21 protein-coding genes are annotated in these 24327 nt (G+C 71.6%); 8 read left to right on the top strand and 13 right to left on the bottom strand.

All coding sequences use genetic code 11. From position 1 onward, the window contains the following. Positions 1 to 15: 15 nt before the first annotated feature. Together ACZ4VF_RS05430 and ACZ4VF_RS05435 are read right to left on the bottom strand one after the other, a co-directional pair. The gene (locus tag ACZ4VF_RS05430) at positions 16 to 1863 is read right to left on the bottom strand and encodes a trypsin-like serine peptidase (protein ID WP_467923303.1); all 1848 of its coding nucleotides are present in this window, start codon (positions 1861 to 1863) and stop codon (positions 16 to 18) included. A gap of 167 nt (positions 1864 to 2030) precedes the next feature. After that, on the bottom strand, positions 2031 to 3239 hold the full coding sequence (locus ACZ4VF_RS05435; protein WP_467923304.1) for a pyridoxal phosphate-dependent aminotransferase: 1209 nt from the start codon (positions 3237 to 3239) through the stop codon (positions 2031 to 2033). An 81-nt stretch (positions 3240 to 3320) separates the two neighbouring features. On the opposite strand from ACZ4VF_RS05435, the gene ACZ4VF_RS05440 reads away from it, so the two are divergent. After that, complete coding sequence (locus tag ACZ4VF_RS05440) at positions 3321 to 3947, top strand: winged helix-turn-helix transcriptional regulator (RefSeq protein WP_467923305.1); 627 nt, start codon at positions 3321 to 3323, stop codon at positions 3945 to 3947. A gap of 102 nt (positions 3948 to 4049) precedes the next feature. Continuing rightward, positions 4050 to 4667, top strand: coding sequence for a 3'-5' exonuclease (locus ACZ4VF_RS05445; protein WP_467923306.1), 618 nt, complete (start codon positions 4050 to 4052; stop codon positions 4665 to 4667). Positions 4668 to 4692: 25 nt separating this feature from the next. On the opposite strand, the gene ACZ4VF_RS05450 is transcribed toward ACZ4VF_RS05445, so the two are convergent. From ACZ4VF_RS05450 to ACZ4VF_RS05485, 8 genes are all read right to left on the bottom strand, one after another. Continuing rightward, positions 4693 to 6060: a nucleobase:cation symporter-2 family protein gene (locus ACZ4VF_RS05450; protein ID WP_467923781.1), complete on the bottom strand. Its 1368-nt coding sequence runs from the start codon at positions 6058 to 6060 to the stop codon at positions 4693 to 4695. Positions 6061 to 6362: 302 nt separating this feature from the next. Continuing rightward, on the bottom strand, positions 6363 to 7748 hold the full coding sequence (locus tag ACZ4VF_RS05455; protein ID WP_467923307.1) for an 8-oxoguanine deaminase: 1386 nt from the start codon (positions 7746 to 7748) through the stop codon (positions 6363 to 6365). A gap of 68 nt (positions 7749 to 7816) precedes the next feature. Then, the gene (locus ACZ4VF_RS05460) at positions 7817 to 9229 is read right to left on the bottom strand and encodes a nucleobase:cation symporter-2 family protein (protein WP_467923308.1); all 1413 of its coding nucleotides are present in this window, start codon (positions 9227 to 9229) and stop codon (positions 7817 to 7819) included. A gap of 65 nt (positions 9230 to 9294) precedes the next feature. Then, on the bottom strand, positions 9295 to 10242 hold the full coding sequence (gene pucL / locus ACZ4VF_RS05465; protein WP_467923309.1) for a factor-independent urate hydroxylase: 948 nt from the start codon (positions 10240 to 10242) through the stop codon (positions 9295 to 9297). Positions 10243 to 10246: 4 nt separating this feature from the next. Beyond that, entirely contained in the window at positions 10247 to 10675 is a 429-nt protein-coding gene (gene uraH, locus ACZ4VF_RS05470) for a hydroxyisourate hydrolase (RefSeq protein ID WP_467923310.1), read from the bottom strand. 4 nt (positions 10676 to 10679) lie between these two features. Next, on the bottom strand, positions 10680 to 11192 hold the full coding sequence (gene uraD, locus ACZ4VF_RS05475) for a 2-oxo-4-hydroxy-4-carboxy-5-ureidoimidazoline decarboxylase (RefSeq protein WP_467923311.1): 513 nt from the start codon (positions 11190 to 11192) through the stop codon (positions 10680 to 10682). Positions 11193 to 11404: 212 nt separating this feature from the next. Then, the gene (locus ACZ4VF_RS05480) at positions 11405 to 11716 is read right to left on the bottom strand and encodes a helix-turn-helix domain-containing protein (RefSeq protein ID WP_467923782.1); all 312 of its coding nucleotides are present in this window, start codon (positions 11714 to 11716) and stop codon (positions 11405 to 11407) included. Between the two features lie 47 nt (positions 11717 to 11763). Next, positions 11764 to 12027 carry a thiamine-binding protein gene (locus tag ACZ4VF_RS05485; protein ID WP_467923312.1) on the bottom strand — a complete coding sequence of 88 codons (264 nt, stop codon included), beginning with the start codon at positions 12025 to 12027 and terminating at the stop codon, positions 11764 to 11766. A 147-nt stretch (positions 12028 to 12174) separates the two neighbouring features. Between ACZ4VF_RS05485 and ACZ4VF_RS05490 the strand changes: the two genes are divergently transcribed. The 4 genes from ACZ4VF_RS05490 (at position 12175) to ACZ4VF_RS05505 (ending at position 16235) form a co-directional block, all read left to right on the top strand. Next, positions 12175 to 13014 carry a TIM barrel protein gene (locus tag ACZ4VF_RS05490; RefSeq protein WP_467923313.1) on the top strand — a complete coding sequence of 280 codons (840 nt, stop codon included), beginning with the start codon at positions 12175 to 12177 and terminating at the stop codon, positions 13012 to 13014. Between the two features lie 28 nt (positions 13015 to 13042). Next, positions 13043 to 13930, top strand: a complete 888-nt coding sequence (locus ACZ4VF_RS05495) for a 2-hydroxy-3-oxopropionate reductase (protein WP_467923314.1) — start codon at positions 13043 to 13045, stop codon at positions 13928 to 13930. A 195-nt stretch (positions 13931 to 14125) separates the two neighbouring features. Continuing rightward, positions 14126 to 15583 carry a catalase gene (locus ACZ4VF_RS05500; RefSeq protein WP_467923315.1) on the top strand — a complete coding sequence of 486 codons (1458 nt, stop codon included), beginning with the start codon at positions 14126 to 14128 and terminating at the stop codon, positions 15581 to 15583. 418 nt (positions 15584 to 16001) lie between these two features. Further along, positions 16002 to 16235: a hypothetical protein gene (locus ACZ4VF_RS05505; protein WP_388315974.1), complete on the top strand. Its 234-nt coding sequence runs from the start codon at positions 16002 to 16004 to the stop codon at positions 16233 to 16235. Positions 16236 to 17073: 838 nt separating this feature from the next. Here the strand turns inward: ACZ4VF_RS05505 and gcl are convergent. Beyond that, entirely contained in the window at positions 17074 to 18861 is a 1788-nt protein-coding gene (gcl, locus tag ACZ4VF_RS05510) for a glyoxylate carboligase (RefSeq protein WP_467923316.1), read from the bottom strand. Between the two features lie 245 nt (positions 18862 to 19106). Here gcl and ACZ4VF_RS05515 point away from each other — a divergent pair, with 245 nt between their 5' ends. Next, a complete protein-coding gene (locus tag ACZ4VF_RS05515; RefSeq protein ID WP_467923317.1) occupies positions 19107 to 19844 on the top strand; it encodes a hypothetical protein in 738 nt (245 codons plus the stop codon). Positions 19845 to 19999: 155 nt separating this feature from the next. On the opposite strand, the gene ACZ4VF_RS05520 is transcribed toward ACZ4VF_RS05515, so the two are convergent. Together ACZ4VF_RS05520 and ACZ4VF_RS05525 are read right to left on the bottom strand one after the other, a co-directional pair. Then, the gene (locus ACZ4VF_RS05520; protein WP_467923318.1) at positions 20000 to 21592 is read right to left on the bottom strand and encodes an AMP-binding protein; all 1593 of its coding nucleotides are present in this window, start codon (positions 21590 to 21592) and stop codon (positions 20000 to 20002) included. After that, complete coding sequence (locus ACZ4VF_RS05525) at positions 21589 to 23262, bottom strand: AMP-binding protein (RefSeq protein WP_467923319.1); 1674 nt, start codon at positions 23260 to 23262, stop codon at positions 21589 to 21591. Before ACZ4VF_RS05525 ends, ACZ4VF_RS05520 begins: the two co-directional genes overlap by 4 nt. Before the next feature lie 132 nt (positions 23263 to 23394). On the opposite strand from ACZ4VF_RS05525, the gene ACZ4VF_RS05530 reads away from it, so the two are divergent. Further along, on the top strand, positions 23395 to 24225 hold the full coding sequence (locus tag ACZ4VF_RS05530; protein WP_467923320.1) for a helix-turn-helix transcriptional regulator: 831 nt from the start codon (positions 23395 to 23397) through the stop codon (positions 24223 to 24225). The last annotated feature ends 102 nt before the right edge of the window (positions 24226 to 24327 follow it).

Below are 24327 nucleotides of genomic sequence, written 5' to 3' on the forward strand. Positions count from 1 at the left end.
GGGAGGCCACCGCGGTCAGGTGCCGGGGTGGACCAGTGTGTGCTCGGTGCCCAGGGACTTGGTGCCGGTGTCGGCGTAGAGCGTGGTCTCTCCGTCGGACCAGCGCACGACCAGGTCGTTGCCGGTGCGACCGTGGCGGAAGTCGCCGGCGGTGAGCACCTGCGCGTGCGTCCACAGGCCGTTCGGCCCGCGCATCCGGGTCCTGGTGCCGAGCCCGGCGGCCGAGGTGCCGGCGTACGCGTCGAGGGTGCCGTCCGCCCAGCGCACCAGCAGGTCCCCGCCGGCCGCGCCGTCGAACTCGCCGCCGGTCAGCAGGGCGGCCTTGGTCCAGGTGCCGTTTGCCGCGAGGAGTGTGCCGGTGCCGAAGCCGCCGGTCCCGATCCCGGGGTAGAGGGTGAGCGAGCCGTCGGACCGGCGCACCAGCAGTCCGGTGCGGCCGCCGTCCGCGAACGCGCCGGCGGTGAACTGGACGGCGTTCTTCCATGCGGAGCCGGGCGCCGCCATCCGGACCTCCCGGCCCAGTCCGGAGGGGCCGGGCTGCGGGTAGAGGGTGACCTCGCCGTCGGACCAGCGCACCAGCAGCCCGGACCGGTCGCCGGTGAAGGTGCCGCCCGTCATGGTCCGGGCGTGGGTCCAGGTGGAGTTGGCCTGCCGGAGCCGCTTCTCGGCGCCGAACCCGCCCTTGCCGTCGCCGGGGTGCAGGGTGACCCCGCCGTCGGACCAGACGACGAGCAGATCGCCGTGCCGGTCGCCCGTGTAGTCGCCGGAGGCCATGAGCGCGGCTCCCCGCCAGCGTGCCGCGCCGCCGGGCAGGGTGCCCTTCAGGCCCCGGTAGGGGGGCAGGTCGGTGGGCGGGGCCTGGTCGGCGACGGCGTCGGCGAGGAGGTTCGCGGCGTCGGCGCCGAACGCGGTGCCGTAGCTGATGTAGTCGACGTTGGCGTCGTTGCCGCCGCCGTTGTAGCCGCCGAGGTTGCCGATGACGTGTCCGGTGCGGGCGTCGTCCTTGTAGTCGGTGATCCAGGGGCTGCCGGAGACGCCGCCGTAGTAGCCGCCGCAGGTCATCGCCAGCTGCCGGTAGCCGCGCAGTTGCCTGGTCGGGACGGTGCACTTGACGGCCCGTCCGGCGCTGTTGTGCCGGTGGGAGGGGTATCCGGTGACGGTGACGTTCCGGAGGTTGTAGCCGGCCGGGCGGGTGAAGGTGAGACCGCCGCCGACCGCGTCCTGGAGGGACGTGCCCCACTGGTTGGCCGAGACCCGGGCGAAGGCGGTGTCCAGGTCGGACGCGGCCTTCTTGCTGGTGGCCGAGCCTCGGTCGGGGACGTAGCGGGGGTCGATGAAGACCCGCTGGATGTGGAAGATGCCGTACGGCTGCCGGTCGGGGGCGGCGCCCTTCACGAACTTGGGGACGAAGACGTAGTCGCTCTTCATGTTCAGCGCGCAGTGGGCCGCGGTGAGCACGATGTCCCGGGCCTTGGTGTCGATCACGCTGCCGGTGCAGTGCCAGGTGGTGCCGCCCGGCCCGTCGGAGCCGAAGAACGTGCCGACCAGACGGGTCCCCTTGAAGAGGGTGCCCTTCGGGCGGGCCGCGGCCGACGCGCCCGGCGCCGCCGGGGTCTGCCGTGCCGCGTCCAGCGGGCGTGCGCCGGCCATGCGCTGTGCGGTCCAGAACCGCGCGGCCTGCCGTGCCTCCTGCCCGGCGGCGGACGCGGACGGCGCGGCCTGAGCGGCCCCCGCGCCCGGGACGGCGGCGCCGAACAGCACGGCGCACAGCACGGCGACGGCAGGGCGGCGCCCCGCGGGGGTACGGCTGCTGCCGGCCGTACCGTCGCTTCCGGGTGTACGGCGTGGTCCGTACGAGAACACTGCTGGTCCCCCTGATCTGTGTGGTCTGCCGGAGCCGGACCAAGGGGCGGGCGGGTGCGCGGCGCTGGTCGGGCGCGCGCACCACGGCGCTCGGGCCCGTTTCGCGGGCGGCCCCCGGCCGGCAACGGGGGTGATCTTCGCACGGATGAGCGAAACGGGCCAGGCGGCTACTGCCGGTACCCGCTGAGGAACCTGCCGATCCGGCCGATCGCCGCCTCCAGGTCGTCGGCGTGCGGGAGGGTCAGGATGCGGAAGTGGTCGGGGGCGGGCCAGTTGAAGCCGGTGCCCTGCACCACCTGGATCTTCTCGCGCAGCAGCAGGTCCAGGACGAACTTCTCGTCGTCGTGGATGGGGTGCACCTTGGGGTCGATGCGCGGGAACGCGTACAGCGCGCCCTTGGGTTTGACACAGGTCACGCCGGGGATCTCGTTCAGCTTCTCCCAGGCGACGTTCCGCTGCTCGTGCAGCCGGCCGCCGGGCAGGGTGAGTTCGCGGATGGACTGGCGTCCGCCGAGCGCGGCCTGGATGGCGTACTGGGCGGGCGCGTTGGCGCACAGCCGCATGGAGGCCAGCATGGTGAGGCCCTCCAGGTAGTCCCTGGCGTGCTGCTTCGGACCGGTGACCACCAGCCAGCCGGAGCGGAAGCCCGCCACCCGGTAGGTCTTGGACAGGCCGCAGAAGGTGAGGACGACGAGGTCGGGGGCGAGTGAGGCGGCCGAGTGGTGGACGGCGTCGTCGTAGAGGATCTGGTCGTAGATCTCGTCGGCGAAGACCATCAGGCCGTGCCGGCGGGCCAGGTCGAGGATGCCCTCGACGACCTCCTTCGGATAGACCGCGCCCGTGGGGTTGTTGGGGTTGATGATGACCACGGCCTTGGTGCGGTCGGTGATCTTCGACGCCATGTCGGCGAGGTCCGGGGTCCAGTCGGCCTGCTCGTCGCACAGGTAGTGGACGGCCTTGCCGCCGGCCAGCGTGGTGACGGCCGTCCAGAGGGGGAAGTCCGGTGCCGGGATGAGGATCTCGTCGCCGTCCTCGACCAGCGCCTGCACGGCCATGGAGACCAGCTCCGAGACCCCGTTGCCGAGGAAGACGTCGTCCACGGTGACGTCGAGGCCGAGGTTCTGGTAGCGCTGGGCGACCGCGCGGCGGGCGGAGAGGACGCCACGGGAGTCCGTGTAACCGTGCGCCTGCGGCAGCATCCGGATCATGTCCTGGAGGATCTCCTCCGGCGCCTCGAACCCGAAGGCAGCGGGATTGCCGGTGTTCAGGCGCAGCACGCTGTGCCCCGCCTCCTCCAGCGCGTTCGCGTGCTCGATCACCGGGCCGCGGATCTCGTAGCACACCTCGCTGAGCTTGTTGGACTGCCGGAACTCCATGCGCCCCTCCGGAAACTCGTGTTGCTTGGTTTTACCAAGTGCGAGCTTGGAAAGTCCAACAACGCGTCTACACTGCGTCGCATGTCACCTCGCCGAAGCTACGACCAGTACTGCTCCGCGGCCCGCGCGCTCGACCTCGTCGGCGACCGATGGACCCTGCTGATCGTCCGGGAGCTGCTCGCCGGGCCCCGCCGCTACACGGACCTGCACGCGGACCTGCCCGGCGTCAGCACGGACGTACTCGCCTCACGGCTGAAGGACATGGAACGCGACGGCCTCACCACCAGGCGCCGGCTCCCCCCGCCGGGCGCGGCGTACGTCTACGAACTCACCGCACGCGGACGCGGGCTGCTCCCGGTCCTCCAGGCGCTGGGTACCTGGGGCGAGGGGGAGCTGGGCGGGCGCCGCCCCACGGACGCCGTCCGCGCCCACTGGTTCGCCCTGCCGCTGCTGCGGGCGCTGGACGGCGAGGGGGTCGTGGAAGTCGCCCTGGAGGAAGGCGACTTCCACCTCCACGTGGGCACCGGGGACGGCCCGGTCTACGGCGACGGTCCGGCCCCCGGCGAGGCGGACGCCCGGCTGGTGATGGACGCGGCCACCTGCGAGGCCATCGCCCGCGGCGAGACCCGCCTGCCGGACGCGGTACGGGCCGGACGGGTGACGGTGACCGGCGACGGGACCCTGGCGAAGGCACTGCGCGAGGGGTGACCTCTCCCGCGCGGCCTCCGCAGCGGCCGACGCCGCGTCAGGCGGGCCGTGGCACCCGGAACCCGGGTGCGCGCGCACGTCGCGGGTGGGATGCTGCCGGTCATGTCCGCCCGCCGCGTCAGGCCCAGTGTGTACATCTCCGTCGACATCGAGGCCGACGGCCCGATTCCCGGACCGTACTCGATGCTCAGCCTCGGGGCCGCGGTCGCCGGGGTGCAGGACGGTGCCGGCTTCACGGCCGCCGATCCCGAGGAGCGGACCTTCTACCGCGAACTGCGGCCGGTGAGCGAGGAGTTCGTGCCGCAGGCGCTGGCGGTGAGCGGGCTGGACCGGGACCGGCTGATCGCCGAGGGCGCCGAACCGGACGCGGCGCTCGCGGAGTTCGCCGCGTGGGTGCGGGAGGTGAGCGCGGGGGCGCAGCCGGTGATGTGCGGCTACCCGGCGTCGTACGACTGGATGTTCCTGTACTGGTACCTGATCCGCTTCACCGGCTCCAGCCCCTTCGGGCACTCGGGCTGTCTGGACATGAAGACGCTGTACGCGACGAAGGCCGGGCTTCCGCTGCGGTCGGTGGCGAAGGGCACCATGCCGCGTGAGCTGCTGTCCCGGCGCCGGCACACGCACCACGCGCTGGACGACGCGATCGAACAGGCCGAGCTGTTCGCCCACCTCATGCGGTGGCCGGGGGTGACGGTGCCCCCGTCTCCCCCGGCCGGCTGAGCCGGTCACGTCCTGACCGCCGCTCTCAGTGCACCGCGGCGATCTCCTCCCCCGACTCCATCGGATGGGTGACGTCCTGGGCCTCGCGTCCCCTGCCGAGGTGGTTGAAGAGGAGGTTGAGCACCACGGCTGTGACGCAGCCCGTGGAGATCCCCGAGTCCAGGACGATCTTCGCGGTCTCGGGGAACGCGTGGTAGAACTCCGGCGCGGTGATCGGGATGATGCCGACCGCGAGGGACACGGCGACGATCAGGACGTTGTTGTCCTTGTCGAGGCCGGCCCGGACCAGCGTCTGGATGCCGCTCGCGGCGACCGAGCCGAACAGCACGACACCGGCGCCGCCGAGGACCGGGCGGGGTACGACGGCGATGAGCGAGGCCGCCATCGGGCACAGGCCCATCAGGACCAGGAAGCCGCCGCCGGTCGCGACGACATAGCGGCTGCGGACCCTCGTCATCGCGACCAGACCGATGTTCTGCGCGAAGGCACTGCACATGAAGCCGTTGAACAGCGGGCTGATCGCCGAGCCCAGGGTGTCGGCGCGCAGGCCGGCGGCGATGGTCCGCTCGTCCGCCGGGCGCTCCACGATCTCGCCGAGCGCCAGCATGTCGGCGGTCGACTCGGTCATCGACACCACCATCACCACGCACAGGGAGAGGATCGCGGCGAGCTGGAACTGGGGGGCGCCGAAGTGGAACGGGGTCGGGAAGCCCACGACGTCGGCCTCGCCGACGGGACCGAAGTCCGTGACGCCGAACGGTATCGCGACGAGCGTGCCCGCGATCAGACCGAGCAGGACGGCGATCTGCTTGACGAAGCCCCGGGTGAAGCGGCGCAGCAGCAGGACGATCAGCAGGGTGACGCCGGCGAGGGTGAGGTAGGTGGTGGAACCGTAGTCGTCCGCCCGGGGGTCGGGGCCCTGCGCCCAGCCGAACGCGACCGGCAGGAGGGACACGCCGATCAGTGTGATGACCGAGCCGGTGACGACGGGCGGGAAGAAGCGCACCGCCTTGCAGAAGACCGGGGCGGCGAGGAAACCGAGGAGGCCGGCGACGATGACCGCGCCGAAGATGACCGGCAGGGCGTCGGACTTGTCCTCGGTGGAGGCGACGATCGCGGTCATGGGGGCGACACCGGCGAAGGTGACGCCGTTGACGAAGGGCAGGCGGGCGCCGATCTTCCAGAGGCCGAGCGTCTGGAGGAAGGTGGCGAGGCCCGCGGTGAACAGGCAGGCACCGGTGAGGAAGGTCAGGTCGGTCGCGCTCAGGCCGATGGCCGCGCCGACGATCAGGGGTGGGGCGACGACTCCTGCGTACATGGCGGCCACGTGCTGCAGGCCGCTGGTCGCCATTTTCAGGGCGGGGAGTTTCTCGTCTACGGGATGGGCGGCCACGGCGGGTCCTCCGGACGGGTAACACGTCGTCTGGGACGTGGGTTTCATGGAGGTGGTGCGTGTGGGCATGGGGCACCTCCCTGCTCGGGCGAAGCCGGGGGCTTGCCGGGCGCTATGGGGAGGGACCGTCGGGGGGGGTGGCGGCTGAGCGGTTGAGCGGTTGAGCGGACGGTGTGGGGGTGACCGTCTCCGGGGCGCGTGCGTCCACACGCGACCCGGAGACGGCGTGCCGTGGATCCCGCTCGGATCCACGGCCCCGGCCGGGAGCCGTCCCTCCCGGCCGGAGTCTGTGCGGCCCGGGGTCAGGCCTGTGCGGCGATCCGGGCCAGGCGCTGGGCCTCCGCGCGGGTGGAGGCGGCCACGGCGTCCTCGTCGACGGTGAGCAGGCGGCCGTTCTCCACGATCTGCCGGCCGTCCACGAAGGACGCGGTGACCGGGGCCGCCGCGCCGAAGACCAGCGCGGTCACCGGGTCGGCGATGGAGGCGTGGGCGAGGGTGTCCATCCTCCACAGCACCAGGTCGGCGAGCTTGCCGGGCTCCAGCGAGCCGATCTGCTCCGCCCGGCCGAGGACGCGGGCGCCGCCGTGGGTGCCGAGCCTGAGCGCCTGGCGGGCGTTCAGGGCGGCCTCGCGGTGGGCGCCCAGGCGGTTGATCAGCAGGGCGTTGCGCAGCTCGGTGTGGAGTTCACCGGACTCGTTGGAGGCGGTGCCGTCGACGCCGAGGCCGACCGGGACGCCCGACCGCAGCATGTCGGGGACGCGGGCGATGCCGGCGGCGAGGCGGGCGTTGGAGGACGGGCAGTGGGCGACACCGGTCTTCGTGCGGGCGAAGGCGGCGATGTCGGAGTCGTTCATGTGGACGCAGTGCGCCATCCACACGTCCTCACCGAGCCAGCCGGTGGACTCGAAGTAGTCGGTCGGGCCCATGCCGAACAGCTCGTGGCAGAACTTCTCCTCCTCCACCGTCTCCGAGCCGTGGGTGTGCAGCCGTACGCCGAGGCGGCGGGCCAGCTCGGCGCCCTGGCGCATGAGTTCGGTGGAGACGGAGAACGGCGAGCAGGGCGCGACCGCCACCTGGGTCATCGCGTCGAAGGAGGCGTCGTGGTGCCTGCGGACCGTCTCCTCGGTGGCGGCGAGGGCGCCGTCCAGCGTCTCGACGGCGAAGTCCGGGGGCAGGCCGCCGTCCTTCTCGCTGCGGTCCATCGAGCCGCGGGCCAGCGTGAAGCGCACGCCCGTCTCGGCGGCGGCCCGGATGATGGAGCCGGACAGGTCGCCGGAGCCGTGCGGGTAGACGTAGTGGTGGTCCATGGCGGTGGTGACGCCGCCGCGGGCCATCATGGCGAGGGACCCCTGCGCGGCGGCGTACGTCATCTGCTCGTCGATGCGCGCCCAGGTGGGGTAGAGCGCGACCAGCCAGTTGAACAGGTTGTGGTCGGTGGCCAGGCCGCGGGTGATCCACTGGTAGAAGTGGTGGTGGGTGTTGACCAGACCGGGCGTGGCCAGATGGCCGCTCGCGTCGATCCGGCGCACCACGTTCTCCAGGCCCTCGGGTGCCTTGCCGGCGCCGACCGACTCGATGCGGTTGCCGGCGAGGACGAGGTGTCCGCAGGCGTACTCCGTGTCGCCCGCGTCCACCGTGGCGATGGCACAGTTCTCGATGACGATGCGCTCGGCTGCCGATGGCGCCATGGTGCTTCCTTGTCTTTCAGTGGCGGCCCGTGGACGGGGGGTGTCCACGGGGAGGGCACGGCAGGACCCTAGGAGGATTTGAGTGCCGGAGCCGGTTGGCCGCTCCGGGTGCCGAGATGGTGGAAGAACAGGTTCAGCAGGACCGCGACGAGCGCGCCCGCGCTGATGCCGGAGCCGAGCACGGTCTGCGCCCAGGCCGGGAAGCCGGCGTAGAAGGTCGGAGCGGCCAGCGGGATGATGCCGGCACCGAGCGCCACGGCCACCAGGATGATGTTGGAGCTGTCGTCCAGGCCCGCCTCGGACAGTGTACGGATGCCGCTGACGGCGATGGAGCCGAAGAGGACGATGCCCGCGCCGCCGAGGACCGGCATGGGGACCAGGGAGACGACCGCGCCGAGGACCGGGAAGGCACCGAGGACCAGCAGGGTGGCACCGGCGACGGCGACGACGTACCGGCTGCGCACCCGGGTGAGGGAGACGACGCCGACGTTCTGGGCGAAGGCGGAGGTGGGGAAGCCGCCGAAGACGGGACCGACCAGGGTGGCGATGCCGTCGGTGCGCAGGCCCCGGGTGATGGTCCGGGCGTCGGCGCTGCGGCCGCAGATCTCGCCGAGGGCGAGCATGCCGGCGCTGGACTCGGTCATCAGCACCAGCATCACGATGCACAGCGAGAGGATGGCCGCGGGCTGGAACTCGGGTGCGCCGAAGGCGAACGGGGTGGGCAGCGCGGCGACGGGCGCGGACCTCAGGCCGCTGAAGTCGGCCATGCCGAAGGGGATCGCGGCGAGGGTGCCGACGAGCAGTCCGAACAGCAGGGCGATCTGCCTGACGAAGCCCTTGCCGAAGCGCTGGACCAGCAGGATGACGGCGAGGGTGAACCCGGCGAGCGCGAGGTGCCGCATGGCGCCGAAGTCGGCGGCGGTCGTGTCGCCGCCCTGTGCCCAGCCGACCGGGACGGGCATCAGGGTGACGCCGATCAGGGTGATGACGACGCCGGTGACCAGGGGCGGGAAGAAGCGCAGCAGCCGGCCGAAGAAGGGGCCGAGGGCCAGGCAGAAGACTCCGGCGACCATCACCGCGCCGTAGATCGCGGGGAGTTGGTGGCCCCGGCCGTTGGTCTCGGCGATCGCGAGGATCGGTGCGATGCCGGCGGAGGAGGCGGCGTTGACGAAGGGCAGCCGGTTGCCGACGAGGCCCTTGACGCCGATGGTCTGCAGAACGGTCGCGACGCCCGCGATGAGCAGGCTCGCGGCGATGAGCCGGGTGCGGGCCGCGATGTCGAGTCCGCAGGCCTGGCCGATGATGAGCGGAGGAGTGACAACGCCCGCGTACATCGCGGCGATGTGCTGGAGCGCGGCGGGGACGAGCCGCGAGAGGTGGAGCTTCTCGTCCACCGGGTGCACGGACGTGACGGCGTCCTCGGTGTGCTCCGGCGGGGTGGAACAGGGGGCTGTGTCGGGCCCCTTCGCAGGCTGTGCCATTTCGTTCCCTCCGGTGTCGCGCGCCCCCGGCCCGGGTGGCGGGGCCGGGGGGCGCGCGTCCCGCGTCAGAGGTTGGTCATGTCGACCGGGATACGGGCCTCACAGCCGTCCCGCAGGATCGTGGCCTCGATGAGGCCGTAGGGGCGGTCGGCGGCGAAGTAGACCTCGTTGTCGTTCTTGAGACCGAACGGCTCCAGGTCCACCAGGAAGTGGTGCTTGTTCGGCAGCGAGAAGCGGACCTCGTCGATCTCGCCGCGGTTGTTGATGATGCGCGCGCCCATCTGGTACAGCGTCTGCTGCAGCGAGAGGGAGTAGGTCTCGGCGAAGGCCTGGAGCATGTGCTTCCTGGTCTGCTCGTAGGACTTCTCCCAGTTGGGCATCTTCTGCTCGTCGTCGGTCCAGTTGAACCGCCAGCGGCCGGAGACCTGGGTGGCCAGGATGCGGTCGTACGCCTCCTGGAGGGTGGTGTACTTGTCCTTGACGTAGCCCCAGAACTCGGAGTTGGTCGAGTTCATCACGACCAGGTCCTTCAGGCCGGAGACGACCTCCCACTTCTCGCCGTCGTAGGTGATCTGGGTGAGGCGGGTCTCCTGGCCCTTGCGGACGAAGGAGTGCTTGACCTCGTCGGCGCCGATGAACCTGCTGTTGGCGTCGGAGGTCTCGATCCGCTCCCAGGAGTACTCCTCGATCCGGATGCGCGCCTGGTGGATCGGCTCCTGGCTGGTGACGAAGTGCCGGGCGAGGTGGATGCCGAACTGCTCGGCGGACTCGATGCCGTACTCCTTGGCGAACGCGAACACCGTGTTCTTGGTGGTGTCGGTCGGCAGGACGTTGGCGTTGGAGCCGGAGTAGTGGACCTCCTCCATGTCGCCGCTCAGCGCGACGGAGACGTTGAGGTCCTTGATGTGGTGGGTGGCGCCGTCCCGCGTGATCTTGACGACTCGGTTCTCGGCCTTGCCGTACTGGTTCTGTCCCAGGATGACCGGGCGGGCAGGGCGGGAATTGACGGTCATTTAGCTAGCTCCCTCGGTAAACGGAGTAGCCGAACGGGTTGAGCAGCAGCGGCACGTGGTAGTGCTCGCCCGGTACGACGGCGAACGTGATCGCCACCTCCGGGAAGAACACGGGCGACGCACCGCTGTCCCGAGTCGCGGGGGCGTCCTGCTGCGCATCGGCTTGCTTCTTCGCAGTTTGTCCTTCGAAGTACGGCTCGACGGCGAAGTCGAGCCGTACGTGGGTGGTCCCCTCCGGCAGCGCCGGCAGGTCCTTGCACCGGCCGTCGGCGTCGGTCGCGGAGCCGCCGAGCGCCTGCCAGTCCCCTCCTTGCCCGTAGTCGGCGGAGCTGCCGCGCCGGGCGGAGAGGTGGACGGCGACGCCCTCGGCGGGGCGGCCGATCGAGGTGTCCAGGATGTGCGTGGACACGGAGGCGGTGGTGCTGGTGCTCATGGTGTCAGGCGTCCTCTTCGACGAGTCGGGCCAGTCGGATGCGGTTGATCTTGCCCAGCTCGGTGCGGACGATCTCCCGCTCCTGCTCCGGCGCGTTCCCGATCCGCTCCTTGACCGCGTCCCGCATCTGCTCGCCGGTCCGGCCGGTGGCGCAGATGAGGAAGACATGGCCGAACTTCTCCTGGTAGGCCAGGTTGAGTTCGAGCATCTCGGCCTTGAGTTCCTCGGAGGCTCCGGCCATGCCGCGCTGTTCGCGGGCGGAGGTCGGGTCGCCGGTCTTGGGGCGCCCGATCGGCGGATGGCCGGCCATCGCCTCCTGGAGGTCCGCGGTGGTCAGCTCGGCCATGGCGGCGTCGCTGGCGGTGTACAAATCCTCCACGGTGGCGTACGGGCGGCCGGCGAGCAGCCGCCGGGCCCACTCGGTGGAGGCGCACGCCTCGTGGAGGGCGGCGAGGGCCGCGCTCTCCCCGAGATCGTTGAACCGGGCCAGGCCCGGGGGCGTGGAAGTCGACGTCACGGGAGCCTCCGTGGCCGCGATGGGCCGTCGTGCTGAACGGGCTGCCGATAGCTAACGCCCTCGGAAACATCACGTCAACACTTTGTTGAAAATTCCGCGTAACAAGCAGAGTGCCCCGCGATGACGCGGCGAACCGCGTGACCAGCCGCGTCGGCACAGCGGACGCGCGACGACAGCCACGGCGCCCCGGACGCCGCACCCCGCGCCGAGCGCTACGCCCCCTTCTCCCGGTTGAGGTAGTTGTAGACCGTGAAGCGGCTGACGCCGAGCGCGCTCGCCACGGTCTCCACGCCGTGCCGCACGGCGAACGCGCCGCGCGCCTCCAGGCTGCGCACGAGTTCCTGCTTGGCCTTGCGGTCCAGGTCGGCCAGCGGCCGGCCCTGCCTGCGCTCCATGGCGGCGAGGATGTGGTCGAGGGAGTCGGCGAGCTGGGGCAGGCGCACGGCGACGACGTCGACGCCCTCCCAGGCGAGGACGACGTCCTCGGGGCCGGCCTCGTCGGGCGGCAGCAGTGCCGCGCCCATCGCGTCGACCAGCGGCTTCACGGCCGCGATGAAGGGCTCTTCCCCGGTCACCTATCGCCCTCCCCGATCCCGTCGTCGATCACGTTGACCTGGAGCGAGACCCGCGTGGCACCGGCCTCCAGGGTCTTGCGCAGCAGCGCGCCCACCGCGGACAGCACACGGTCGGCACCGCCCTCGGCCGTGTTGCCGAAGGGGCCGACGTCGACGGCGTCCAGCTCGGCCTCCTCGATGACCTCCCGCGCCACCAGGGCGTGCGCGGGCGCCTCGTCCAGGTCGAAGGGTTCGGTCGTGAACTCCACTCTCAATCGCACGCGCTCAACCTAACGCCCGGCAGGGCCTTTGGGGCGGCCGGTGGCGGACCCCCCTTGACAAGCGGCGACACACGGCGGCAATCTTCCATTACGCAGAAACGAACTTCCGTAATACGGAATAATGACACGGAAGGGAGCGCGACCCGAATGGGATTTGCAGACCAGCGCTTCAACGTCAACCTGTCGATCCTCTTCACGGAACTCCCGCTCCTGGAGCGCCCCGCGGCCGCCGCCGCGGCGGGCTTCTCCGCGGTCGAGCTGTGGTGGCCCTGGATCGACTCGCCCACCCCCGCCCAGTCCGAACTGGACGCCCTGAAGAAGGCCGTCGAGGACGCCGGAGTCCGGCTCACGGGCCTGAACTTCTACGCAGGGCGGCTGCCCGGCCCCGACCGCGGTGCCCTCTCGGTCCCCGGCGAGGAGTCGGAGCGCTTCCGCGCCAACATCGACGTCGCCGCGGACTTCGCGGCCTCGCTCGGCTGCACGGCGCTCAACGCGCTCTACGGCAACCGCGTGGACGGCACGGACCCGGCCGAGCAGGACGCGCTCGCCCTGGAGAACCTGGTCCTCGCGGCCCGTGCGGCCGACCGGATCGGCGCGGTCCTCCTGATCGAGGCCCTCAACCGGCCCGAGTCGCCGCTGTACCCGCTGGTGTCGGCGCCGGCCGCGATCGGGGTCGTCGACAAGGTGAACGCGGCGACGGGACTCGGCAACGCCAAGTTCCTCATGGACCTCTACCACCTGTCCATGAACGGCGAGGACCTGCCCTCGGTCGTCGAGCGGTACGCGGCGAAGACCGGCCACGTCCAGATCGCCGACAACCCCGGCCGCGGTGCCCCCGGCACGGGCTCGCTCCCGCTGGAGGAGCTGCTCGACCAGCTCCGCAAGGCCGGTTACGACGGGTGGGTCGGCCTGGAGTACAAGCCCGGCGACCGCCCGAGCGCCGAGGCCTTCGACTGGCTGCCCGCCGAGGCCCGCGCGGCCCGCTGATCATCCTGTACTGAGAAAGGCACCCCCGATGAGTCTTCCCAAGATCGCCTGGATCGGCCTCGGCATCATGGGCTCCCCCATGTCCGAGAACCTGATCAAGGCGGGTTACCAGGTCACCGGTTTCACGCTGGAGCAGGAGAAGCTGGACCGGCTGGCCGCCGCCGGCGGTACGGCCGCCGCCTCGATCGCCGAGGCCGTGCGGGACGCCGACGTGGTGATCACCATGGTCCCCGCCTCCCCGCAGGTCGAGGCCATCGCCTACGGCCCGGACGGCATCCTGGAGAACGCGAAGCAGGGCGCCCTGCTGATCGACATGTCCTCGATCACCCCGCAGACCTCCGTCGACCTGGCCGAGGCCGCCCGGGACAAGGGCGTCCGCGTGCTGGACGCCCCGGTGTCCGGCGGCGAGGCCGGTGCCGTCGAGGCCGTACTGTCGATCATGGTCGGCGGTGAGCAGGCCGACTTCGACCAGGCCAAGCCGATCTTCGAGGCGCTCGGCAAGACGATCGTGCTGTGCGGTCCGCACGGCTCCGGTCAGACCGTGAAGGCCGCCAACCAGCTGATCGTCGCCGTGAACATCCAGGCGTGCGCCGAGGCCGTGGTCTTCCTGGAGAAGTCGGGCGTGGACCTGGCGGCCGCGCTGGACGTCCTGGGCGGCGGCCTCGCGGGCTCCACCGTGCTGACGCGCAAGAAGGACAACTTCCTGAACCGCGACTTCAAGCCGGGCTTCCGCATCGACCTGCACCACAAGGACATGGGCATCGTCACCGACGCCGCCCGCAACGTCGGCGCCGCCCTCCCGGTCGGTGCCGTGGTCGCCCAGCTGGTCGCCTCGCTGCGCGCCCAGGGCGACGGCGGCCTGGACCACTCGGCGCTGCTGCGGGCGGTGGAGCGCCTCTCCGGCGCCCAGGTCTGACCGCCCTCCCCCAGACTTCCGGGCCGCGGCGCCGCTGACACCTGTCCTGTCGCGCCCAGGCGGCGCCGCGGCCCGGAATCGCCTTCAACACATCGTTGATTTCTCTTCAACAAACTGTTGACGCCCAGTTGCCCCACTTCTAGGCTCCACGAAGCGGAAACAGGTTTCCGCTGACACCCGCACGGAAGGTCCACGATGTCGCAGCGCGTGCTCACCACAGAGTCCGGCGCCCCGGTCGCCGACAACCAGAATTCCGCCTCCGCCGGCGTCGGCGGCCCGCTCCTGATCCAGGACCAGCACCTCCTGGAGAAGCTCGCGCGCTTCAACCGCGAGCGGATCCCGGAGCGTGTGGTGCACGCCCGTGGCTCCGGCGCGTACGGCCACTTCGAGGTGACGGACGACGTCACCGGCTACACCCACGCCGCCTTCCTCGGCGAGATCGGCAAGCGCACCGAGGTCTTCCTGCGCTTCTCCACGGTCGCCGACTCCCTCGGCGGCGCCGACGCGGTCCGTGACCCCCGCGGCTTCGCGGTGAAGTTCTACACCGAGGAGGGCAACTACGACCTCGTCGGCAACAACACCCCGGTGTTCTTCATCAAGGACCCGATCAAGTTCCCCGACTTCATCCACTCGCAGAAGCGGGACCCGTTCACCGGCAAGCAGGAGCCGGACAACGTCTGGGACTTCTGGGCGCACTCCCCCGAGGCCACGCACCAGATCACCTGGCTGATGGGCGACCGCGGCATCCCGGCGTCGTACCGGCACATGAACGGCTTCGGCTCGCACACCTACCAGTGGACGAACGACCAGGGCGAGGCCTTCTACGTCAAGTACCACTTCAAGACGAACCAGGGCATCCGCTGCCTGTCCACCGAGCAGGCGCAGGAGCTGGCGGGCAAGGACCCCAACTCCCACCAGACGGACCTCCTGCAGGCCATCGAGCGGGGCGTCCACCCGTCCTGGACCCTCTACGTCCAGATCATGCCGGCGGCCGAGGCGGCCGAGTACCGCTTCAACCCGTTCGACCTGACCAAGGTCTGGCCGCACCGGGACTACCCGCTGCAGCGCGTGGGCCGCCTGGTCCTGGACCGCAACCCGGACAACGTGTTCGCCGAGGTCGAGCAGGCCGCGTTCTCCCCGAACAACTTCGTGCCCGGCATCGGCCCGTCCCCGGACAAGATGCTCCAGGGCCGCCTGTTCGCCTACGCCGACGCCCACCGCTACCGCCTCGGCGTCAACCACACCCAGTTGCCGGTCAACGCCCCGAAGGCGACGACCGTGCAGAACTACGGCCGCGACGGATTCATGGCCACCAACGCCCAGGGCCGCCACGCCAAGAACTACGAGCCGAACTCCTACGACGGCCCGGCCGAGACCGGCCGCCCGCTGTCGGCCCCGCTCGCGGTGAACGGCCACACGGGCACCCACGAGGCCCCGCTCCACACCAAGGACGACGACTTCTTCCAGGCCGGCGAGCTGTACCGGCTGATGTCGGAGGAGGAGAAGTCCCGCCTGATCGCGAACATCGCCGGCGGCCTCTCGCAGGTCTCCCGCGACGACGTGATCGAGAAGAACCTGGCCCACTTCCACGCCGCCGACCCCGAGTACGGCAAGCGCGTGGAGGAGGCGGTCCGCGCCCTGCGCGAGGACTGAGCACCAGGAACACGAGCAGCGTACGGGACCTGACGGGAGGTCTTGGTCCCGCACGCGGCCCGCGCAGTACGCCCGGCGGCCCGGATGAGGGGTGGCCGCGGGCGGAGGGCGCGGGCAGGGCGAGGACCGCGGCGGCCTGCGAGCCAGTGCGGTGGTGAAGGACCGGGTCCCCTTCTCGACCAGAGGGAAGGGCTCCCGGCTCCGTCGCAGCCACCGCGGTCCCACCCAGCCCCCTTTCCGGGGCCCGCCCACCCCGTCCGGCGGCGCGAACGACCTGTCGCGCCCGGCCTCGCGCCGTCGGACGGCAACCACACGGTGCCGAGAGCGCCCCCTGCTCCAGGGGGCGCTCTCGTGCGTTCGGCGCGGCACGGGACCGGCCCGGCGTGCGTCCGCACCGCTCGCGCCGCAGGCTGAAGGCATGGCGAATCCGACTCACTTTCCGCACATCGTGGTGCATGCCCCGGCTCTGGACGGTTCCCGGCGGGTGACCGAGGGGGACGTGATGCTGGGGATCGCCTCGCACCTGGACGACGTCGTGGAGATCCTGCGGCTGGCCGACCTGGACCGGATCGAGGTGGAGGAGAGCGACCTGATCGAATGGCAGGGCGGCGGCCCGGACGACTGGCCGGGGCTGTCGGAGCACGAGCTGTGACGGCGGCGCGTACGGCAAGGGCCGTAGGCCAGGTGCGCAACCCTCAAATGAACCTCTGAAGACCGCGGCGGAGGTTCCAACCACCCCCGCGACAGGGCACATTCAGGCACAGGGGCCCGTCGGCACGGGGGCGGCGGGCCCCGCTCGGGGGGGGTGTCCCGTGGGCCGTCCTCGCTCCGTGCCCGCGCGGCGCGGTCGAGGCCGGCCGGCCGGGCACGCTGCGCAGGACCGGGGCGGGCGGCGCAGGCGCCTTCCGGCATCCGCCGTAGTAGCCGGTCTGCACCGGCCCGCCGGAGCGCGGGAGCTGCCCGGCCGCGCGGCGGTGCGGCCGGCCCTGGCCCGGATGCGGGGCGCACTCGCGGCGGACGCACTGCTGTGGTGCCGCCGCCGTGCCGCCCGCCGTCTGCGGCGGAGCTGCGCGAGCGCCGTCCGCTGCCGGAGGCCCGACGGGCTGCCGGAGGCGGAGGTGCTGCTCGCGGTGACGCGGTGGCGCCGTACGGCGAGCGGCCCCCGACTGTGCTCGTGCCGCGGTTCGCCCGCGAGGCCGGGCTGACAGGCCGGGTTCGCCCGGGGCACCGGCCTGCGCCGCGTCGCCGGTGACGAGGAGCCGTACGGCGACCGGGCGACCGGGACGGCGACGACCCGGGGGGCGGCACGCGCGGTGGCCACGACCACGGCGGTCCGGGCACGGCGGTCACGACCACGGGGGCGGCAGCTACGGGAGCGGCGGCGTCGACCGAGCTTCCCGCCGACGCCCCGCCAGGCGTCGGCGGGCGGGTACGGCGAAGGGGCGGCCCGTCTCCCCTGGACGGGCCGCCCCTCGTGTGTGCCGGACGTGTCAGACCTTCAGCGGCTTGATCGACGTCGGCGCGTGGCCGGGCTCGGTGGCCAGGTCCTCGAATTCGCTGATGTCGCTAATGTCCATCGTGCGGCTCATCGAGATGTTGGTGATGCGCTCCAGGATCGCCTCCACGACGACCGGCACCCGGTACTCGGCGGCCAGCTTCTTCGCCTGCTCGAACGCGGCGCCCAGCTGGTCCGGCTCGGTGACCCGGATCGCCTTGCAGCCGAGGCCCTCGGCGACCTTGACGTGGTCCACGCCGTAGACGCCCAGCTCGGGGCTGTTGATGTTCTCGAACTCCAGGTTGACCTGGAAGTTGATGTCCAGACCGATCTGCGCCTGGCGGATGAGTCCCAGGTAGGCGTTGTTCACCAGCACGTGGACGTAGGGGATCCGGTGCTGGGCGGCGACCGCGAGCTCCTCGATCAGGAACTGGAAGTCGTAGTCGCCGGAGAGCGCGACGACCGGGGCGTCCGGGTCGGCCTTGGCGACGCCGATCGCGGCCGGGATGGTCCAGCCGAGCGGGCCGGCCTGACCGCAGTTGATCCAGTGGCGGGGCTTGTAGACGTGCAGCATCTGCGCGCCGGCGATCTGGGAGAGGCCGATCGTGGTGACGTACCGGGTGTCCGGACCGAAGGCCTTGTTCATCTCCTCGTACACGCGCTGCGGCTTCATGGGCACGTTGTCGAAGTGCGTACGGCGCAGCAGGGTCGCCTTGCGCTCCTGCGTCGAGGCGACCCAGCCGGAGCGGTCGGGGAGCTTGCCGGCGGCCTTCAGTTCCTTCGCGACCTCGACGAACAGCTCCAGCGCGGCCTTGGCGTCGGAGACGACCCCGTAGTCCGGCGGGAAGATCTTGCCGATCTGGGTGGGCTCGATGTCGACGTGGACGAACTTGCGCTCGCCCCGGTAGACGTCGAGCTTGTAGCCGGTGTGGCGGTTGGCCCAGCGGTTGCCGATGCCGAGGACGACGTCCGACTCCAGGAAGTTGGCGTTGCCGTACCGGTGCGAGGTCTGGACGCCGACCATGCCGGCGTTCAGCTCGTGGTCGTCGGGGAGCGCGCCCCAGCCCATCAGGGTCGGGACGACCGGGGTCTGGGTCAGCTCAGCGAACTCCACCAGCAGGTCGGAGGCGTCGGCGCCGATGACGCCGCCGCCGGCGACGATGACCGGGCGTTCGGCGGCGAGCAGGAAGGAGAGCGCCTTCTCGATCTGCGCGCGGGTCGCGGCCGGCTTGTAGACCGGGAGCGGCTCGTAGGTCTCCGGGTCGAACTCGATCTCGGTGAGCTGCACGTCGATCGGCAGGTCGATCAGGACCGGGCCGGGCCGGCCGGAGCGCATCAGGTGGAACGCCTGCTGGAACACGCCGGGCACCTGCGCGGCCTCCAGGACGGTGACCGCCATCTTCGTGACCGGCCCGGCGATCGAGGCGATGTCGACGGCCTGGAAGTCCTCCTTGTGGATGACGCTCGTGGGGGCCTGACCGGTGATGCACAGGATCGGGACGGAGTCGCCGATGGCGGAGTACAGGCCGGTGATCATGTCGGTGCCGGCCGGACCGGAGGTGCCGATGCAGACACCGATGTTGCCCGGCTTGGTCCGGGTGTAGCCCTCGGCCATGTGCGAGGCACCCTCGACGTGGCGGGCGAGGGTGTGGTTGACGCCGCCACCCTCCTTGAGTGCCTTGTAGAACGGGTTGATCGCCGCGCCCGGCACACCGAAGGCGTCGGTGACGCCCTCGCGCTTGAGGATCTCAACTGCCGCGCGGGCAGCGGTCATACGAGCCATCGAGTACTCCTGCTTCGGCTGTCGGATGCGTACTCCCGTCGCGCCCCGCGGTGAGCACCAACATCTTCCGCAATCTTTTCCGCAACGTTTTCACATTGCGGAAATTGATTTCTGCTATCTGGAAGCAATGTAAGTGGGAGGGGCAAGGTCGTCAAGAGTGGTCCGGACAGCGGAAAGCGCCGGACAGGAGCGGCCGGAGAGGAGGACCATGGGCGCGACGCCTACGCGACGCCTGGGGGTGGGCCATGCCCGAGAGCGTTCCGGTGCGCTGTCCGGTCTGCCGGCGCACGCACCTCTACACCGCGCCGGCCTATCCGTGCGCGTGCGGAGCGCCGACCGCGCCACGACTGGATCCGGCGGCCGAGCCGGCCGTGGCGCCGCACCGCGCCTGGGACGACGAGTGGCTCACCGTGCCGTGCGCCGCCTGCGGACGCGGCAACCACTGGCCCCGCCCGGAACTGGGCTGCCCGTGCGGCACGGTCCTGCGCGTTCCGGTGGCCGAGGGCCCGGCGGCACCGGAGCCGGGCGCGGCCGACGCCGACGGCACCCGGGAAACCGAGCGGCGGCGGCCGCCCTTCCGGCCCCGCCCCGTCCGCACCGCCCGCGACGCCGTCACGACCGCCGCGCTCTACCTGGGCTGGCTCGGCTACGGGGACGTCCGCCGTGCCGACCAGCGGCCCCCGAACGGCATCGGGCTCGCCGCCCGCGGGCTGCTCGCCCAGGTGGACCCCACCGTGCGGCCGGCCGGGCCGAGGGACGTGGAGTGCCTGTGGCTGACGGCGATGACCGAGTCCGCGCGGTGCGTGTACTTCTCCCTCGCCGGCTACACCGGCGCCGCCCGCACCGGCGCGGACGCGCTCGGCGTCCCGCTGTTCGTGCTCGACCTCGCGGGCGTCCCGCAGCCGGTGAACGGCCCCGCCGAGACCCTGCACACCACGGGCGCCCCGGACCCGGCTTCCAGGGCCCGGGACGGGCACGCCTGACGGGAGCCCGCAACCGGCACGCCCGGCTCCGGGCGCGGAGGCGGCCGCCCCGGCCCGCGCGCCCGGCAGACGAGTCCCGGGCCGGGTACGCCGCCGACAGCGCGCTCGGTCCGGGACCGCCTACTCCCTTCAGCGGATGTTCGGCCGCCGCCGTTTCACACCCCGTACTTCTCCCGCAGTTCCACCTTGCGGACCTTTCCGGACACCGTCATCGGGAAGGAGTCGAGAACGCGGAGCCGGCTGGGGATCTTGTAGTGCGCGAGCCGGCCCGCGCAGAACTCCCGCACCTCCTCCAGGGTCGGCGGGTCCGCCGGGTCGCCCGGGATGACACAGGCCAGGACCTCCTCGCCGTACCGCTCGTGCGGCACCCCGACGACCTGGACGTCCCGGATCCCCGGGTGGGCGTGGAGGAACTCCTCGATCTCGCGCGGGTAGATGTTCTCGCCGCCCCGGATGATCATGTCCTTGATCCGGCCGACGATCTCGACGTACCCGTCCTCGCGCATCACCGCCAGGTCCCCGGTGTGCATCCAGCGGCCCGCGTCGATCGCCTCGGCCGTCCTGTCCGGCTCGTTCCAGTAGCCGAGCATCACGCTGTAGCCGCGGGTGCACAACTCGCCCGCCGTGCCCCGCGGCACGGTGGCCCCGGTGGCCGGGTCGACGACCTTGACCTCCAGGTGGGGCAGGACCCGGCCGACCGTGGCGGTGCGGTGCTCCAGGTCGTCCTCGATCCGTGTCTGCAGGGACACCGGGGACGTCTCCGTCATGCCGTAGCAGATGGAGACCTGCTCCATGTGCATCTCGGCCACCACCCGTTTCATCACCTCCACCGGACACGGCGAGCCCGCCATGATGCCGGTGCGCAGGGAGGACAGGTCGTGGTCGGCGAAGTCCGGGAGGTTCAGCTCCGCGATGAACATGGTCGGGACGCCGTACAGGGACGTGCACCGCTCCCGCTGCACCGCCTCCAGCGTGGCCTTCGGGTCGAAGGAGGGCGCCGGGATGACCACGCAGGCGCCGTGGGAGGTGGCCGCCAGATTGCCCATCACCATGCCGAAGCAGTGGTAGAAGGGCACCGGGACGCAGATCCGGTCCTGCTCGCTGTAACCGAGCAGCTCCCCCACGAAGTACCCGTTGTTCAGGATGTTGTGGTGGGAGAGCGTGGCGCCCTTCGGGAAGCCGGTCGTGCCGGAGGTGTACTGGATGTTGACGGGGTCGTCGCAGGACAGGTCCTCGAACGACACGTCGGGCCGCGCGCGGCGGAGCAGTGCCTCCCAGCCCGGGTCGCCGATGTACACGATCTCGCGCAGCTCGGGGCAGTTGCCGCGCACCTGCTCGGCCATCGCCCGGTAGTCGCTCGTCCTGTGCCTGAGAGAGGCCACCAGCAGGGAGACCCCCGACTGCTTGAGGACGTACTCGACCTCGTGGGTGCGGTAGGCCGGATTGATGTTGACCATGATCGCGCCGATGCGGGCGGTGGCGTACTGGACCAGGACCCACTCCGGGCAGTTGACCGCCCAGATGCCCACCCGGTCGCCCTTGGCGATCCCGCTCACGGCCAGCGCCCGCGCCAGCTCCTCGACGGCGGCGCCGAACTCCGCGTACGTCCAGCGCCGCCCCGACGGTACGTCGACCAGGGCCTCCCGCTCCGGCCAGGCCGCCACCGCCCGGTCCAGGTCGGCGCCGATGGTGTCGCCGAGCAGGACGGTCGGGCTCGTCCCGTGCGTGTACGACAGCGGTGCGGTCACCGGAAGTCCTCCTCGCGGTACTCGTCCTGCGAGCCGGCCGCCGTGGCCTCGCGCAGCTCGATCCGGCGGATCTTGCCGGAGACGGTCTTGGGCAGCGCGCCGAACTCCAGCCGGCGGATGCGCTTGTACGGGGCGAGCACCTCGCGCGAGTGCTCGAAGACGGCCTTCGCGGTGTCGGGGCCGGGCTGCCAGCCCTCGGCGAGGACGACGTACGCCTTGGGCACGGAGAGCCGCAGCTCGTCCGGGGCGGGCACGACGGCCGCCTCGGCCACCGCCTCGTGCTCCAGCAGCGCGCTCTCCAGCTCGAACGGACTCACCTTGTAGTCCGAGGACTTGAACACATCGTCGCTGCGCCCGATGTAGGTGAGGTATCCCTCCTCGTCCCGGGTGGCGATGTCCCCGGTGCGGTAGTAGCCGCCCGCCATGGCCTCCGCGGTGCGGTCGGGGTCCCCGTGGTAGCCGGTCATCAGGCCGACCGGGCGCTCGGCGAGGTCGAGCGCGATCTCGCCCTCGGTGGCGCCGGGCGCGCCGGAGACCGGGTCGAGGAGTTCCACCCGGAAACCGGGGCTGGGGCGGCCCATCGAGCCGGTCTTCAGCGGCTGGCCGGGGCTGTTGGAGACCTGCACGGCGGTCTCGGTCTGCCCGAACCCGTCCCGGACGGTCACCCCCCAGGCCCGCCGGACCTGCTCGATGACCTCCGGGTTGAGCGGCTCGCCGGCGGCCACGATCTCGCGGGGCGGGGTGCGCAGCTGCCCGAGGTCGGCCTGGATGAGCATCCGCCACACGGTCGGCGGCGCGCAGAACGTGGTCACGCCCGCCCGGTCCATCTCGGTCATCAGCCGGGCCGCGTCGAAGCGAGTGTAGTTGAGGACGAAGACGGTCGCCTCCGCGTTCCACGGCGCGAACAGGTTCGACCAGGCGTGCTTGGCCCAGCCGGGCGAGGAGATGTTCAGGTGGACGTCGCCGGGCTTGAGGCCGATCCAGTACATGGTGGCCAGGTGCCCGACCGGGTACGAGGTGTGGGTGTGCTCGACCAGCTTGGGGCGGGCGGTCGTACCGGAGGTGAAGTAGAGCATCAGGGGGTCGTCGGCCAGGGTCGGGCCGTCGGGGAGGAACTCGGCGGGGGCCGTGTACGCGTCCTCGTACGGCTCCCAGCCCTCCTCCGGCAGACCGCCGACCGAGATCCGGGTGTAGGCGCCGGGCACGTCGGCGAACTTCGCCGTGTCCTCGGCGCGCGCGATCACGTGCTTGACCCGGCCGCGCTCCACGCGGTCGCGCAGGTCGGCCGCGCCGAGCAGCACCGTGGCCGGGATGACCACCGCGCGCAGCTTCATCGCGGCCAGCGCGGTCTCCCACAGCTCGGCCTGGTTGCCGAGCATGACGAGGACGCGGTCCTCGGCGGCGACTCCGCGCTCCCGCAGCCACCGGGCGAGACGGTTGGACCGTTCGGCCAGCTCGGCGAAGGACAGCCGGGTCTCGGTGCCGTCCTCCTCGACGATGTGCAGCGCGGTGCGGTCGTTGCCGTCGGCGATCACGTCGAACCAGTCCAGCGCCCAGTTGAAGTGGCCGGGCCGGGGCCAGCGGAAGCCCTCGTAGGCCGTGGCGTAGTCCTCGCGGTGCTCCAGCAGGAAGTCCCGGGCCCTGCGGAACGACTCGGTCGCCGTGGTCATCGCACACTCCTTGCTGACGGTTCACTCCGGCTCTTCCGGACCATTGCCGGGCGGCTCTCTGGCATCGTCTAATCCGTGATGCAGGTCTCACTACCCCCGAACGGGGGTGTGGGCGGCCGAAGGGGCGTGTTCGTGACGGCAGACGCGGTGGGGGCGGTGGAGATCGGGGGCGCGCTGGCCCGGCTGCGGCGGGCGACGGGGCTTCCCGTCGCCTTCGGCGGCCTGGTGGAGTCCGGCCGGCCGCAGATCCGGATCAGCGAGCTGAGCGGCACGACCACGGCCGCGCTGCGCTCGCTCGCGGTGACCTCCGGCAGCGGGCTCGGCGGCAAGGCGGTGGCACTGGCCCGGCCGTGCGCGGTGACCGACTACTCCAGCTCCCGGCAGATCAGCCACGAGTACGACGTGCCGGTGGCCGCCGAGGGCATCCGCGCGGTGCTCGCGGTGCCGGTGGTGGTGCGGCGCCGGGTGCGGGGGGTGCTGTACGGTGCGCTGCGCTCGGCCCAGCCGCTCGGCGACCGCACGCTGGGCGCCGCGGTGGCGGCGGCGCGGGACGTGGAGCAGGCCCTGGTGGTACGGGACGAGGCCGGGGGGCTGCTGGCCGCGGCCCGGCCGGAGCGGACCGGCGCCGAGCAGGGGGGAGCGTGGGAACAGGTGCGCGAAGCGCACGCGGCGCTGCGGGCGCTCGCGCCGCGGATCGCGGACCCGGGGCTGCGGGCCGAACTGCTGGCCGCGTGCGGTCTGCTGACCGCGCCGCCACGAGCCGGGGGCGTGACCCTGGCGCCACGGGAGCTGGACGTGTTGTCCTGGGTGGCGGCGGGGGCCACCAACGCGGCGGTGGCCGAGCGGCTGGGGCTGCGCCCGGAGACGGTGAAGGGTTACCTGCGTTCGGCGATGCGGAAGCTGGGCGCGCACACACGAGGGGAGGCGGTGACCGCGGCCCGCAGGGCGGGGCTGCTGCCGTAGCGCGAAGGCGGTAAGGAAACCTGCCCATTCATCCGGCGTCGCTTTGAATTTCCCTCTGCTTGACCGTTTGTTATTTCCCTCACCACGGCTTCCGTCCGAATT

Source organism: Streptomyces sp. NPDC029151 (genome assembly GCF_055564315.1).

Bases quoted from the DNA above. Each gene is read 5' to 3' on its own strand.
- ACZ4VF_RS05500 (WP_467923315.1), top strand. From the start codon at position 14,126: ATGTCGCAGCGCGTGCTCACCACAGAGTCCGGCGCCCCGGTCGCCGAC.
- ACZ4VF_RS05440 (WP_467923305.1), top strand. From the start codon at position 3,321: ATGTCACCTCGCCGAAGCTACGACCAGTACTGCTCCGCGGCCCGCGCG.
- ACZ4VF_RS05455 (WP_467923307.1), bottom strand. From the start codon at position 7,748: ATGGCGCCATCGGCAGCCGAGCGCATCGTCATCGAGAACTGTGCCATC.
- ACZ4VF_RS05490 (WP_467923313.1), top strand. From the start codon at position 12,175: ATGGGATTTGCAGACCAGCGCTTCAACGTCAACCTGTCGATCCTCTTC.
- ACZ4VF_RS05460 (WP_467923308.1), bottom strand. From the start codon at position 9,229: ATGGCACAGCCTGCGAAGGGGCCCGACACAGCCCCCTGTTCCACCCCG.
- ACZ4VF_RS05515 (WP_467923317.1), top strand. From the start codon at position 19,107: ATGCCCGAGAGCGTTCCGGTGCGCTGTCCGGTCTGCCGGCGCACGCAC.
- uraH (WP_467923310.1), bottom strand. From the start codon at position 10,675: ATGAGCACCAGCACCACCGCCTCCGTGTCCACGCACATCCTGGACACC.
- ACZ4VF_RS05525 (WP_467923319.1), bottom strand. From the start codon at position 23,262: ATGACCACGGCGACCGAGTCGTTCCGCAGGGCCCGGGACTTCCTGCTG.
- ACZ4VF_RS05505 (WP_388315974.1), top strand. From the start codon at position 16,002: ATGGCGAATCCGACTCACTTTCCGCACATCGTGGTGCATGCCCCGGCT.
- pucL (WP_467923309.1), bottom strand. From the start codon at position 10,242: ATGACCGTCAATTCCCGCCCTGCCCGCCCGGTCATCCTGGGACAGAAC.
- ACZ4VF_RS05495 (WP_467923314.1), top strand. From the start codon at position 13,043: ATGAGTCTTCCCAAGATCGCCTGGATCGGCCTCGGCATCATGGGCTCC.
- gcl (WP_467923316.1), bottom strand. From the start codon at position 18,861: ATGGCTCGTATGACCGCTGCCCGCGCGGCAGTTGAGATCCTCAAGCGC.
- ACZ4VF_RS05480 (WP_467923782.1), bottom strand. From the start codon at position 11,716: ATGGGCGCGGCACTGCTGCCGCCCGACGAGGCCGGCCCCGAGGACGTC.
- ACZ4VF_RS05445 (WP_467923306.1), top strand. From the start codon at position 4,050: ATGTCCGCCCGCCGCGTCAGGCCCAGTGTGTACATCTCCGTCGACATC.
- ACZ4VF_RS05435 (WP_467923304.1), bottom strand. From the start codon at position 3,239: ATGGAGTTCCGGCAGTCCAACAAGCTCAGCGAGGTGTGCTACGAGATC.